This is a genomic window from Psychrobacter sp. CX97 (assembly GCF_057396285.1).
Window position 1 is genome coordinate 81,848 of record NZ_JBXYJE010000005.1, and the last position, 15,008, is coordinate 96,855.

At 42.4% G+C, this 15,008-nt stretch carries 10 protein-coding genes; 5 read left to right on the top strand and 5 right to left on the bottom strand.

Going from position 1 to position 15,008, the window contains the following annotated elements:
* Positions 1-116 precede the first annotated feature (116 nt).
* On the top strand, positions 117-647 hold the full coding sequence (def, locus tag AC2SLL_RS05530; protein WP_486530688.1) for a peptide deformylase: 531 nt from the start codon (positions 117-119) through the stop codon (positions 645-647).
* Between the two features lie 314 nt (positions 648-961).
* Here the strand turns inward: def and dapB are convergent, their stop codons facing one another.
* Together dapB and dnaJ are read right to left on the bottom strand one after the other, a co-directional pair.
* Complete coding sequence (gene dapB / locus AC2SLL_RS05535) at positions 962-1,786, bottom strand: 4-hydroxy-tetrahydrodipicolinate reductase (RefSeq protein WP_486530689.1); 825 nt, start codon at positions 1,784-1,786, stop codon at positions 962-964.
* Between the two features lie 310 nt (positions 1,787-2,096).
* Positions 2,097-3,227, bottom strand: coding sequence for a molecular chaperone DnaJ (dnaJ, locus tag AC2SLL_RS05540; protein ID WP_486530690.1), 1,131 nt, complete (start codon positions 3,225-3,227; stop codon positions 2,097-2,099).
* A 334-nt stretch (positions 3,228-3,561) separates the two neighbouring features.
* Here dnaJ and AC2SLL_RS05545 point away from each other — a divergent pair, with 334 nt between their 5' ends.
* Complete coding sequence (locus AC2SLL_RS05545) at positions 3,562-4,212, top strand: DUF2939 domain-containing protein (RefSeq protein ID WP_486530691.1); 651 nt, start codon at positions 3,562-3,564, stop codon at positions 4,210-4,212.
* A 203-nt stretch (positions 4,213-4,415) separates the two neighbouring features.
* Here AC2SLL_RS05545 and AC2SLL_RS05550 read toward each other — a convergent pair whose 3' ends face one another.
* Together AC2SLL_RS05550 and AC2SLL_RS05555 are read right to left on the bottom strand one after the other, a co-directional pair.
* Positions 4,416-5,759 (bottom strand): thioredoxin fold domain-containing protein, encoded by a 1,344-nt coding sequence (locus AC2SLL_RS05550; protein WP_486530692.1) that lies wholly within the window; start codon positions 5,757-5,759, stop codon positions 4,416-4,418.
* A 622-nt stretch (positions 5,760-6,381) separates the two neighbouring features.
* Positions 6,382-7,086 (bottom strand): pseudouridine synthase, encoded by a 705-nt coding sequence (locus AC2SLL_RS05555; protein ID WP_486530693.1) that lies wholly within the window; start codon positions 7,084-7,086, stop codon positions 6,382-6,384.
* 274 nt (positions 7,087-7,360) lie between these two features.
* On the opposite strand from AC2SLL_RS05555, the gene AC2SLL_RS05560 reads away from it, so the two are divergent.
* From AC2SLL_RS05560 to AC2SLL_RS05570, 3 genes are all read left to right on the top strand, one after another.
* Complete coding sequence (locus AC2SLL_RS05560; protein ID WP_486530694.1) at positions 7,361-7,969, top strand: YigZ family protein; 609 nt, start codon at positions 7,361-7,363, stop codon at positions 7,967-7,969.
* A 196-nt stretch (positions 7,970-8,165) separates the two neighbouring features.
* Positions 8,166-9,182: a YheT family hydrolase gene (locus AC2SLL_RS05565; protein ID WP_486530695.1), complete on the top strand. Its 1,017-nt coding sequence runs from the start codon at positions 8,166-8,168 to the stop codon at positions 9,180-9,182.
* A gap of 702 nt (positions 9,183-9,884) precedes the next feature.
* Complete coding sequence (locus AC2SLL_RS05570; RefSeq protein WP_486530696.1) at positions 9,885-10,427, top strand: acyl-CoA thioesterase; 543 nt, start codon at positions 9,885-9,887, stop codon at positions 10,425-10,427.
* A 365-nt stretch (positions 10,428-10,792) separates the two neighbouring features.
* Here AC2SLL_RS05570 and AC2SLL_RS05575 read toward each other — a convergent pair whose 3' ends face one another.
* The gene (locus AC2SLL_RS05575; RefSeq protein WP_486530697.1) at positions 10,793-14,719 is read right to left on the bottom strand and encodes an ExeM/NucH family extracellular endonuclease; all 3,927 of its coding nucleotides are present in this window, start codon (positions 14,717-14,719) and stop codon (positions 10,793-10,795) included.
* Between the last annotated feature and the right edge of the window lie 289 nt (positions 14,720-15,008).

The following is a 15,008-nucleotide window of genomic DNA, read 5'->3' on the forward strand; positions in this document are numbered from 1 at the left end:
TCTCTTGGTATGATTTATAATAAGGTACTAGGCTTAAGAATGCCCTTAACTCAATAAATTTATTATCATTAAAAAACGGTGTTTCTTACTCATTTTTAATAATTATGTGATTCATTATGGCTTTATTACCAATTTTAAGTTATCCCGATCCTCGTTTGCGTACCATCGCCAAGCCTGTTAAGAAGGTTGATGATGATATTAAGACGCTTATCGAAGACATGATTGAGACCATGTATGATGCCAAGGGCATCGGTTTGGCAGCAACGCAAGTGGATCGTCATATTCAGTTGATTGTCATGGATCTATCAGAAAATAATGATAATCCTCGGGTGTTTATTAACCCCAAAGTAACCCCGCTTGTCGAAGATAAAAAACCGTATGAAGAAGGCTGTCTATCAGTACCCGATGTTTATGATTCCGTTGAGCGCCCCACAAAAGTAAAAATTGAGGCATTAGATAGAGACGGTAATGCCTTTGAGGAAGAAGCGGAAGGCCTACTTGCCATTTGTATTCAGCATGAAATGGATCATCTCAACGGGGTTCTTTTTGTTGATTATTTATCCCGCTTAAAGCAGACTCGTGCTCGCGATAAAGTGCGTAAAGCGCTTAAAATGCGTGAGAAAGAGACTGGGTCAGTTAAGGTATAATGAACCAGCTACCCTAACTTTTTCCTGCATAACATCATGAGAAAGCTAGATGTCAAAAACACCCTTTAACCAATCGTTAAAGGGTGTTTTTTTTGCTTAGAACAGCTCGTTTTGTGCTTACTGTTTGACGCTTACAATAGATATAGTCAAAGAAGTCTAAAATGGTTACAAGGCAACCGAGTGCAAGTACTACTGGAGTAGGCTTAACGAGGTTAACGTCGTAACCGTTTAGTAGTTCGCTGACTATAGTCCAAATCCTTTAATTCAAGATATAGCACTTAGGTAAACGGCTGCTCAAGCAGTTAATATAATCTTTACTTCAAACCCAGCACATCTTGCATATCATAACGACCGGCTGCTTGTTCAACAATCCAAGTAGAAGCACGTACAGCACCAGCAGCAAAAGTCATACGCTCGCGCGCATGATGTTTAATCTCCACCATTTCGCCATCAGCGATGAACATAACACTGTGATCACCAATTATTTCGCCACCTCGAATGGCATGAATACCAATACTGCCCTGTTTACGCTCACCTGTTTGACCTTCACGCCCATACAATACCACGTCCTTTAGAATCTGACCGCGAGCAGTTGCTGCCGCATTGGCCATCATATAAGCGGTACCCGATGGCGCATCTACTTTGTGCTTATGATGAGCTTCAATAATCTCAATATCAGCAGTATTACCGAAGGCTTTGGCTGCCATCTCAATCAGTTTTAGCGAGACATTAACCCCTGTTGAATAGTTGCCTGCATATACGATGGGAATCTGCGTACTCGCATTATCTAGCACTGCTTCTTGAGCCTCGCTTAGACCCGTCGTCCCAATAACCATGGCTACCTGATGCTCAGCACACAGTTGTAGATTCTTCTCTGTCGCATCTGGCAAACTAAAGTCAATCAGCACATCTATCTTACTCAGTTCAGCCTCTAAATTGTCGCTCAAAACAATGCCATTTTTATCCAGTCCCACAAGCTCGCCAGCATCGACGCCAATTAAGCTTGAGCCACTACGATCAATGGCTGCTTTCAGTATGGTTTGGGGGTGGTTTATGACGGCTTCAATAAGCATTCGCCCCATACGACCGCCAGCTCCGATGATGGCAATATTAACTGTTCTATCTGCCGTTTTTGTCATAATACTCCTGATACACTGCCTATAAAATGTGTGATTAGATTATTTTTATACAACTCCCTTTAATAATAGCACGATTCTAAACACGGCTATATTACTAAACCATGCTCCGCCTTGTCATAAGCCAAACTTCTACTTATAAAAAAACTCATAAGTTCCACGTGAAACTTATGAGTTAATATTTAATTAATGCTGCAAGAATGCAGAGACGGTGCTCTAATAGTTCTATCTCAGTGCTGCTATATTAGTTCTGCTATATTAGTGCTACTGATTTACTATCAATTGCTTATTGATCACGAATCAGTCAAAAAAATTAATCAAAAAGATCGCCTAACTTTTCAAAAAACGACTTTTTCTTAGGCGATTGATGGTGCTTCTCATCGCCATCAAGGGTGTCTTGAAACTGGCGGAGTAACTCTTTTTGTTCACGGTTAAGGTTTACAGGGGTTTCAACCATAATACGGCAAATCATATCCCCTTTCATGGTGGTGCGCACTGGGGTAACTCCTTTACCGCGCACCCGTAATAATTTGCCACTTTGTGTCCCTTCAGCCACCTTGATTTTTACTTTGCCATCAAGTGTTGGAATTTCAACTTCTTTACCTAAAGCTGCATCTGTAATGCTAATCGGTACATCCATATATAGATCTGCACCTTGACGCTTAAAGACAGGGTGCTCTTTAACACGAACCTCAACATAAAGATCACCATTTTGCACGCCTGCACCACCGGCCTCACCTTCACCGGCTAAGCGAACTCTGTCGCCATCATCAACACCCGCAGGGATAGACACTTCAAGCGTTCGTGCTTTATCTTTAACGCCACTACCATGACAGTCACTGCACGGGTTCTTGATTTGTTTACCTGAACCGCCACAGTTTGGACAGGTTTGCTGTACCGCAAAGAAACCTTGTTGCATTCGGACTTGCCCTTGACCACCACAAGTCTGACAGGTAACAATATCTGAAGGATCTTTTGCGCCTTTTCCGTCACAAGTATCGCATGGCGCTGGCGCAGTAAAGCTAATTTCTTTTTTACAGCCCCGCACCGCCTCTTCTAACGTAAGCTCGATGACGTAACGTAAATCTGACCCACGCCGTGCACGTCCACCCCCACGCGATTGACCAAATATATCGCCAAAGTTACCGAAAATATCGCCAAAGATGTCTTGGAAATTGCCAGCACCAGCACCGCCAAAACCGCCACTACCCATACCATTTTCAAACGCTGCATGCCCCATACGGTCGTATGCTGATCGCTTATCACTATCGCTTAATACTTCGTAAGCTAGAGAGGCTTCTTTAAATTTTTCTTCTGCTTCAGGGTCGTCTGAGTTACGGTCTGGATGGTATTTCATTGCCAGTTTACGGTAGGCCTTTTTTATTTCACGTTCATCGGCGTTTTTGCTGACGCCTAGTACTTCGTAAAAATCTCGCTTGCTCATGAAAGCTCCTCTCAATTGCCCTATTGTGTTTCACGTGAAACCATGCAAAATAATTTTATTCAAATGAATACTATGCAGAAATGACATTCACAGCGTAAAACTCACAACGGGTGATATTTTTTAATACTCAAATTTTTAGTAATGGATATGGATAATATAAAATAAACATCACGAAAGAAACATCGCGCTATGTCAATAAATCTATCACAATGAAGTTAACTAATATAAAAATAATACTTTGACCCATTTATGGTGGCAAACATCTCAATTATCAAGCAGACATGATAAAATTAGACTATCTTGTCCCTTACCTCATTTGATTAGTCTCTATTTTATGAAAAAATTCCTTATTTTTATCCTATTGATTGCTATTGTCGTATTTATAGGCTCTCCTTATTACACGGCCTATCAATTAAAGAAGGCCTATGATGCTAAAGATGGCATAGCACTCGTGAGTCATATTGACTTTACCCAGCTACAGCCCAATATCCAAGCTCAATTATCCCATAAATTTGCCAATACCTTATCGCAGTATCCTTTGGTAGAACAACTGGGCGGTACAGCGCTTACCCAAGCGGCAGATGAGTTTATTACGGGGTCTGTTAATAAGGCAGTGACTGCTGACAACATCAGCCATTTGATTGCTACCCAAGGGCAAGCGAATGCGGCTAGCAAAGAGCTGGCTGCTGCGTGGGCCATTGCCAGTAATAAAGTAAATCTACAAAACCTGATCCAAGATATGATTGCTCAGCGTGGCGATGTAAACTCCGTAGTGAAAAATCAAATTAATATCATGATGGAAAAACAAACCGAAGAGCTGACGACACACGTTCAAACAGGAGAGGATAGTGCCAAACCTAAGCTAAGCTATTGCGGAATTAACTGCTTTACCATTTCAGGCATGGTTAAGGGCTATCCCATTACCATATATATGCAGCGCCAAGGGCTTATTGACTGGAAGATTGTTGATATTGAGCTACCCTAAATACCACTAGCTCAAAAGACATTATCTGCAGGTTGCTTCCTAGCTTTAAAAGTTGATAGTCGAAAAGGCTACTTGATACGGGCTACTTAATATAAGCTACTTAATATAAGCTACTTTACTTAGATAAATAAAGACTCAAAGCGTTGCGCTTTGAGCCTCATATGCTGTTTGCTCAACTGACTTAACTTAATTGTCTATAGGAATTAAAGAGGTTTAAGACCTAAAAACGTCAAAAAGGCATCTTGATCATAAGCACGATCATACATAACGCCATCTGTACGGTATATGGCAGGAGTCGCAAATACAGCAAGCCCTGCTGCTAAGACTTGATTCGTATAGAGTGGATTTTGATCGTGACGACACTTCGACTTACCTTTTTGTAAGATGCCATTCATTGCCACATCCAGTGCCATTTTTCGCGCCCTCTCATCTGTTTCACACCAGATTTGGCGCATCTGCTCTGACGACTCTGCGTACACTGGAAAACCAATCACTTTTATCGTAATGCCTTGGGCGTTAATCTTGGCTATTTCTTTATGTAGTACACGGCAATAAGGGCAGTTCACATCTGTTGCTACATAGACAATAGCACGCTCTTTAGTAGAGGCAGAGTATTCAATCAGCTCTTTTTCATCTAACTGAGAGAATATATAGCGGTTTTTTTGTTTTTCAAACTCTGCGTCAAGCCCCATAAAGCGCCCATCCTCAATCACGGATATTTCGCTATCGGTAAACACGTCTGCGTATTTCGTTGTTATAAAAGGCTGACCTTGCAAGGTAGTCCCCCAAATCACACCCGGAACAGCCGTATAATATAAGGGCACGTCAGGTGACAGATGTTTTAGCATTTTCGAATTATTCAGTATAGAAGCTCTCAGGACAGGGCTTACTGGCATGCCACTTTTGGTTGCACTAGTAGGCTCATTGGGGGGCGTCGATACTTTAGGGCTTGGATTTGAGTGTAGCACCCCTTGCAGTACATATTTTCCATCAGCGGTAATATGTAAGGGCGGACTATCTCTACCCACCAGTGTTACTTGATACATGGAGGGCAGCGGTGATGGCTCAATTGAGCGAATTGGCTGCTTGATACCTGCCTGTTGTAAGGTATTTAGTAAGCGCTGTTTTGTTAGTGCGCTAAGATCTTTTATTTGCTCTGTTTTATTTTTCTCTTTATTTTTCTCTGTTTCATTATGATGGCTATCTGCCGCTTCAATACCAGTGACTGTATGAATGGCTTGACTGGATACTTGGTCAGCGACTTGAGCGTGACTAGGTGCTTGGTTAAGCGTTTGATTAAACGCCTTGATGTGCTGGGTTGAGTCGTTGGCACTGGTTGAGGACGACGCAGCATTGACTGGAATGGGTATAGCTACCACGCTTGATACAGCACAGACTAAGAGTACGGTTAACTTGCATTGTTTGATTGAGATAATAGCCGTGTTTAATGATTTGCTTATCATTCTGTTTGTTGAGGGGCTTGTCGAGCGGTTTATGGATCTATTGATAGACTTAGGTATGGACTGTTTGCAAAACTCTTTCCTCATTGCTTATCCTTTCAAATTATTTGTATAGAGCTTGTCTGTTTGCGTACATAGTTTTAGGCGCATAGTTTTAGGCGCACTGCTTTACGTGCATCGTATTGCTTTGCCTGCAAGAGTGTCTTAATAATTCATATCAATAACCAAGTCTAAAAAAGCATTAGGCAAAGCATAGCGCATCAATCTTACCCACATCACTCTCTAAAGTTTTTTTGCTAAGGTTTTTTTGCTAAGGTTTTTTTGCTAAGGTTTTTTTGCTAAGGTTTTTTTTGTTAAAAGAAGCATGATATTGAGAGCCGCTTTTTGGTAAGCGACTGTTTGGTTGAGAACGCTTATAAATGTGACTTTTTTATAGTAAACGTAATTCTAATAATTTGAATCGTTTAAGTTTTCTCTCAACCATGCATAGTTATACTTGAAGCACAGGTTAACCCTGCCCTATGATTTGATATATCATATTATATAAAACAGCGATGCTATCAGCATTTCAATCAAGCATGTGAATCGCTTATTCCCTTGTTATATTGCAGGGTTATAGGTTTTAAGAGTCACAGGAGGGCAAGGTATTGTTAACTAAATAGCAATATAGCACTGACAAATAGCAATACAGCACGGCTAAATAGCACTGCTAAAAACTAGCGACTTCTTCCTCTGTTAAAAAACGACTGTCACCCTTCTCCAAACCTTCTAGAGTAATACCACCAATACTGGATCGATGCAGCTCAATCACTCTATTCCCAAAATAACCCATCATACGTTTCACTTGATGGTATTTGCCTTCCGTTAAAATTAAACGGGCATGGGTCTCATCAATAAACGATAGTGTTGCTGGTTTGGTAGGCTCATGGTCGCCCTCCAGTAAAATTCCCTTGGCTACTTTAGCAGTGGCATTGGCTTGCTCGTTTTCGTCCATCGGGCTTGCTAAGGTCAGTTCATATACTTTTTCATGCTGATGCTTTGGGCTAGTCACTCGGTGTAGCCAGCTGCCATCATCACTTAAAATCAGCGCCCCTGTGGTATCAACATCCAAACGCCCTGCAATACGTAATGTATCAAGCTCTGGTATGGCAATCAGCTCGGTCACAATAGGATATTCTTTCGGCTTCAGCGTACACTCGAAGCCTTCAGGTTTATACAATAAAATATAGCGATTGCCTGTGGCGACGGACAGTGATTCGCCCACCCACATGACCTCATCATTTAACTCATCAACATGCAAGCTACCATCTTTCACGATGTCGTCATTCACAGTAATTTCACTGGCATGAAGCACTTTTTTGGCCTCTTTACGTGATAGCCCTGTGGCTTTACTGATAAATTTGTCTAAACGCATATGTGCTATCCTTTGGGTTTATTTTAAGGTTATAAAATTAGATAATTAGTTATTGCAAGTTTACCATAGCAATACCTGTACAAAGCGATAGCTTTGTTGCTGGGTCATTCAACTTGGTTGTCGCCTTTATTCATGCACCCTAATTAGGCCACGTGTTTGTTTAACTTATTCAATTAGACAGCTAGGTTTAATTAGGCAACTAGGTTATACCAGTTTATAACAACCATTTCTTTTTCTCTGAAAATCTATTTAAAACTATTCATTTGAAACGCTCATGACCTATCAAACCTTAGCCAAGCCTGTTACCGCCCGACTTGACATTAAAAAGTCTGAGTTTATCGCCTATGCCTATCCTGCCCCTACGCGTGAGCAAGCTATGTTTCACGTGGAACAGCTACGCAACAAATATCCCGATGCTCGTCATCACTGTTGGGCATACATTATTGGCGATCCGAATAATACCACTAGTGCAGGGTTCGACGATGATGGCGAACCTAATGGTACTGCTGGGCGACCCATACTCAATGTACTGCAACATAAAAACATCGGTAATATCATCATTATCGTCGTTCGCTATTTTGGCGGTATAAAACTAGGTGCAGGCGGATTAACACGTGCTTACGCGGGAGCGGCCCAATCAGCAGTTGATGAAGCGATGAGTAAGAATGGACTAACGCCTTTTGTAGCGATGACCACCCTGAAAATTGAAGCAGATTTCGCTAATGAGTCGCAAGTGCGCTATGTGGTTGAAGATATGAAGGGCAAAGTTAATGCGGTTCATTATAGTAAGGTGGTTATGCTAACAGCTACCTTGGCTGAAAGCGACATAGAAACTCTAAAAGAGCGGTTAGGCATGTACGGTAGAGTGATTAAAGAACCATAACGAGGAGCACTAATAAAGGGCATACCACCCCTCTTTTACTGTTTTTTGACTGTCTTTCCAAAGCTCAGTAATCATTTGTACACTAAAACTATTGGTTTTGTCACACATAGTAGGTATCATATTGCTTAATCTACACCGACTTTGCATACCGAATGTAATACGTACACTCAACTCTCACATTGATACAAAAAGCCATATGATTAAGCCAAAGAAGAAGATTTTTACCCACGTTTTAAATAACGATGCCTTCAACCTTACCCCATTTAAGCCACCGGTTTGGCTTGCTAACCCACATCTACAAACCATCTTACCTAAGTTTACCATGCCAGATGCACCCCCCTATCGGCGTGCACTGACCCTCGACTCGTTAAACGAGAGTGAAGTAGCTTACGACTTTCATGATGTCAATGAACCAATACCAGCAGAGGGAGAACGCTACAAAACCCCTTTAGTGGTCTTATTTCATGGGATGGAAGGCAGTAGCCAAAGTCATTATGCGCGTACCTTAGCACACTATGTACACGCGCAAGGGTGGCACTTCGTTGTGGCTCATTTTCGTAGCTGTGGTGGCACTCGTGTCAATGGCCAAGTATTCTATGACGCAGGCGATACGCTTGAAGTTCATCACTCTCTACAGTATTTGAACAAACGATATGAGTCTATATATGCGATTGGCACCTCGCTTGGCGGTAGTGTATTGGCAAAATATATGGGCGAATATGGCGACGATGCCTTGTGTATTGCCGCCAGCATTATATCTGCACCGCTCGATTTAGCATCTTCTTCTGTTGCTCTAGACAGACTCCTTGGTCGCCGTGTCTATACGCCCTATTTGCTCAACCCCATTGTGACTAAAGCCATGGAATATACATTAACCGATGCAGAGCTTCAAGCCATTAAAGCCAGCCGCCGCCTCAGCGAATTCGACGAGGCTTTTACCGCACCTCGCCATGGCTACCGCTCAAAAAATGACTACTATACCAAAGCGTCCGCCCTACCGCATTTGCTCGGTATTACTAAACCTACCATGATAATCACTGCGTTGGATGACCCCTTTATTGGCATCATGCCTACCAGTGGCGATGTTTCAGATGATGTCATATTGTGTGAAACCAAACATGGCGGGCATATTGGCTTTATGACGTGGCACAATAAAAAGTTCAACTCAAACTGGATGCCTGAAGCCTCTATGAACTTTTTTAAACAGCTTTAAGCGCTCCTATCACGCTGTCATACTTTTATACTGATACACTTATACTGATACACTCCTCACAATATGTAACAATTAGAATGCGGAGCTAATCTCGCCGTTCGCTACTATCTGCCTAGTCAATGGCGTGCTGACTACAGTAACTGGTAGCGTTCCATCTGGCCGAGCGACCACTACCAGTGTAACCGTCAGCAGCACCATTGTCGTCGTCAGGATATCCGCTGCCGTCAAGGCTAAACCGCTCTAACCTTTATGCTGATGACAATTATGATTATGATAGTTTCCATAAACTAAAAGAGTTACTGGCAAACATGCACTGATAAACATGCCTGATAACTAATAACACGGATTTTCAAAATCAGGGACAGCAAGTGAGTTTAACCCGATAGCCGTGTGCCCTTTTCAATTACCATTTAGTATTTTCGTTCCGCGTTATCATTCAATATTACCGTTAACAGTTACTTTGACTATAGAACCGTTGAACTCACATATTTTTGCTAAAAACCGAAATAGTACAAGTCGTAGATTCAGGAAGCTCAACCCCAGAGCGAATTATCTTGAAACAGCCGATATTGACACAGACTATATTGATACAGACTATATTGCCATAGACGGTATTTATGACGGCTGAGACACGTCTACCACTTTGCAAGACACTTTGTTTTAAGCATAATTGAAAGCCTAATTCTATGTTGAGACTCTTTTATGTATCCGTTTTATCGTTATAGCAAAACTATCGTAAAATCGATTGTTGCCACGACTAAGGGCCATACCATTAACCTTGAAGACTCAGCAGAGATTCAAATCCGCTGTAGTCTAACGGATATCGATAATTTTATTGAAATGAACAATGGACGCGTCTTTACCTTATACGACTTTGGCCGTACTGACTTTGCCATCCGCTCTGGACTGGGTAAGAAGTTGCTACAAAAGCGTTGGGGATTGGTGGTAGCAGGCAGTACCATACAATACCGCAAGCGTATTCGTCCTTTTGACTTAGTGACTATTAAGACGCATATTGCCGCCATTGATGAACGCTGGATTTATGTCGAACAGTCGATGTGGGTAAAAGGCAAGCCGTGTTCAACGGCTTTATTGCGCACGGGTATTACTAAAGGCGGCCGAGTCATTGAAACCCAAAAGGTACTAGATGCGTTAGGTAAGCCTGATTGGAAAATGCCCCCCACCGGTTATGTGGCGGAATGGATTGAGAGTGAAACTGATAGACCGTGGCCACCTAAAGGTTAATTTATAGTCATAGGATTAATAAATAGTCATAGGCTTAATGAAGAATCATAGGCTTAATAAAGCGACGTTACCCTCATTGAGCCTACTACAATAGGCCTTGCACTTAGTTGCTTTGCACTTAGTTGCCTTGTCACTCATTTATATGCCTCCAACTATATCCACCGATCAAAGTAAAAACCCGCTGAAGCATAACTTCAGCGGGTTTTTAACTGGCCCATTTAAACAGCCACTCATAAACTGATTAGATGGTTATGGTAAAAGAACTCTAAAACGTGACAAGGCACTCGGCCGCAGAGAATACAAATAGTACATCTAGGGAGAGTCACGCCATAACGACTTAGTAGTTCGCCAACTATATTTTATGACTAACCAATCATCGCTGTTAGCTGATCATCGGTTAATACGGCATCAGCCAGTTGTATCGTTTCAATATGGAAATAACCGCCAAAGCTTGGCGCATTCCATTTTTGAATGGTAACACTGTCATTAACATTGTCCTGCTGACCATCAAACTCTATCACTAAATTACAACCTTGTAGATCGACCACTAAATCGGATAAGCTAAAGCTGGTTAAATCAAGCGTGTCGTTACCAGACCAATCTTTAATAACATCGTTGCCATCGCCTCTAGAGAAGACATAAGTGTCATCACCAATCCCACCTTTAAGGCAATCATTACCCGCTCCACCAGTTAAGACATCAGCACCGATACCTCCAGATAGATAATCATTGCCACCCTGTCCGAACAGTTCATCATCTCCTAGACCACCAATAAGGCTATCTTTACCATTGCCACCGAACAGAATATCGTCACCAAATAGGCCATAGATTCTGTGCGACGCATCATCTTGGGCGACGATAATATCATCACACCAAGTGCCTTTGGTTTTGCCTGCATCAGCCTCAATAACAGAGTGACTAACGACCAGCTGCGTAGCACTGCTAACTTGGGCACCATAAGCATCTGTCGCGGTAATTTGAATATCATAAACCGCTGATTGATTATGGTTTTGCGCCGCTAGCTGAGTTGCATCAGCATTTAATTCGCCAGTATTAGCATCAATACGGATACCCGTTGGCACCTCACTACCATCTGCCATGCTAACTTGATAGGTTAACGCATCGCCATCAGCATCAGTAAAGGCATTTTGTGGTAAGTCATATTGCCAATCATTGTCTGAAGCAGATATATACTGTACAGGGCTTATAGCTTGATTCACTTGCGGACGTGCATTGCTTATTAAATCAAATAATTGTTCAGCTTGTGCACCGCTTGGATCCGTTGCGATTACCTTAATGGCTATGTCTTTACCTTGTGGGGCAATACCTGATAAGGTATTCGAGGTGGCATCAAAGCTTAACCACTCAGGTAAATAGCTGCCATCCGCAAGCGTGACACTATAAGTGAGCTCGTCGCCATCCCTGTCAGTAAACAAACTATCAGTCAAAACCAATTCAAACGTCTCATCTACCGTAGCGACTTGATCGGCAATGATCTCGTTTACTTCTGGCGCGGTATTAACGACTTCATTTTGATTTAAGTTAAGCCCAATTAATACTGGGTTGTGATCACTGGCTCGATAAGCATCTGGGGTATATAACTGTTTCTGTCCATCACTCTTAAAGCTTGTATCATAGTCAAAGGCGGTTGCTTCCTCTGCATTGATGCCCCAAGTTGCCACACCAGTAATTTGATTACTCAACGAGTCGCTGGTAATAATATGATCGAGTGACCCCCATACGCCTTTAAATACATAAGAGTAGCCCTCTTTTTGGATATCGTAACCATTGTTTTCCAGATACTGTAAGGAGTCTTCCATACTGTATGAGTTAAAATCGCCAATCAGTACATTATCTGTGTCGCCTGTGCCAGTTGGATCCGTATCCATCCATTTTTTAAGCTGCTGGGCAGCCTCTAAACGAGTGATCGGGTTATTACCTTGGCCGTCTTGTTGGTCTGGATCAATGACACTACCTTTTGATTTAAAATGATTCACGACTACACTAAATTGCTCGCCATCTGCGTTTGCTTTAAAAGCTTGCGCTAACGGTACACGGTTGCCATTATCAAAGGCAGGGTATGCGTCAGTATCTGGCACCGCAGCCGAACCAACTGGGGTCACGTTAGCAGGCTTATAAATCATACCTACCATAATGGCGTCATCGCCTGCTGTAGGTTCAGTGCCTGCTGTGGCTTCGGTGCTACTGTTAAATGGGCCTTTGATATAGTCATAAGTATTTGCGCCCATTTTTGCATTAATAGCATCGACAAATGCTTTGATAGCGCTGTCTTCGCCATAGCCATTGTTTTGAATTTCCATCAAACCAACCACATCGGCATCTAACCCTTCAATCATAGACACTAATTTGTCCAGTTGACGGCTATACTCTTCAAGATTATCTGCGCCGCGGCTAGACTGCTCATTGCCATAAGGGGTTTCAAACTTTGAATTGCCAAAGGTGGTAAAGAAGTTGAGTACGTTGGCAGAAGCCACTGTTACTTCAGCATCACCAATTTTGGCATGTAAGTCTTCAGCAGTTGGTCTATCTTCACCAGTAAAGTTATAACCTTTACCATCAATTGGTTGAATCTTGTAGTTACCGAATGAGTAGTTAACCACCCCATTTACTTCTGCAACGCTATCGCCACCTCTTAGAATATTGGTGTCTGATAACGGCTCGCCATTTCTACCAAAAATAACCGTGTCAGGATTTTGCACAGTGCTGGCATCTTCGATAATGATGCGGTCACGCGCTAAGGCTTCAAGATAATTCTGATTACCCTCAACATCCGGTTTATTGATTTCTGTATATTGTACTTGAACGTCATCTGAGGTTAGAACCACTTCGCCATATCGTCCTAAATTGTAGGTTTCAGTAACCACTAAGCTGCCATTGTCTGTCCCAGACTTAATGTTGACATACATGCCCTCAACGGTTTCGAAGTCAAAGCTGTCGCTAGTGGGGAGAGTGATGGTGGTTGGCTCAGGTAGATCATTCACTGTACCGTCATTGGTAACGGTAAACCCTTGCGTATAATTAATTTGGGTATTGTTATAATACTCGTTAACAAGGCCCGATAGCGTGACCGTATCGCCAATACTCGCCATCATCACACCAGGATTATTAGAACCATAATAAACAAAGATGCCTTCCGACGTTGCCTCATTCACATCATAATCGGTCGCTTGCTCTTGTACATAAAATCCTTTAAGGCCGGGCACATAAGCCGTCACAATAGCATTGATAGTCACTTCATGACCCAGATACGCCTGCGAGCCATCATTGCCCACACCCTGAATGTCATGGATGAGTGTGTAATCGGTAGGTTGAGGCACTGATGTTGATGTCGTAAAATCAAGGGTGTTGGGTGTGGTATCGCCGAAATTAACGGCCCATGCATTGCCTGCAATGTCAGTAATGGCGGTGTCATCAATGCTTAATTGATAAGACGCGTCTGCCTCAAGGTCGCTCGTTGGATCGATGGTTAGCGTATTACCAGCCACGCTAATGCGATCGCTTAGAGCAACATCAAAGGTTTCAACCACATTGCCGTTTGCGTCTTTGATTGTGATATTGCCACTACCCGTCTGGATAACCTCATCAAATGTCAGCGTGATATCACTACTTGCAGCAAGTTCGCTGTCATTATCAGCGGGATTGGCAGAAACCAAAGTAGGTGCTGTTGTATCTAGTGCAGCGCCTTCTAAGGTAAAGCTGCCCGTAGGTTGAGCAAATCCAGTGCTGTTGTCGCCTTGCCAATTATCTGGATTACTTATCGCAGCTAGCAGTTCCTCTTTAGAGGCAGTGGTTGTGCCTTGATACACGGCATTATCTACCTCTGCAATGGCGACTGCTGTTTTGCCAACTTCAAGACCCGTAGGTAATGCAGATGTATTTGAGCTCGTGGCATCTTCTTGCCAGTCTGACCCTTCTAAATTAACAGCATATATAAAATTAGGGGCTGTATCGTCGCCCTGATAAGCAATGACCTGATCACCACTTGCGGATAAGGCTAAGTTACCTTTGCTTGCCACTGTACCTAATGAGGCAACAACGCCACCATCATTAGTCAATGTGATAATACTACCCGCAGAAATGTGCTGATCGGCTGTCCATATCCAGCTGCCCTCGTTAGCTCTAAATGCACCTGTGCTGGTCACACCATTATCAGTAAATTTAATTTCAGTATCTTTACTTAAATCTATTAATGCGACAAAACTAACTTGATCAGGATTGTCTGAGTTAATACCAATAATAGCGATATCGCCTGCATTTAAAGAGGGTGTCATGATGTGCTCCAAGGTCGGGTATCAAGATAAAAATCAAGGTAAATAAGACTAAGCTAGGTAAGCCTTGTCATAATATGGAGAATAAATGACAAGCCAATGAAGCCTAAATAACACTTTGATGACAAAACTCATCAAAGAAATCATATAGATTCAAGTGGTTAACTATAAGTGGCTTTGGATGGGAGATTATTAGTGAATTTGAGTTGAAAATTAGATGAGTTGACTGAGTAGCCAATCTCGCCATTAGCTTGTATCTACTGATGTGAGCGAGGCGGTGACACAAGATGAG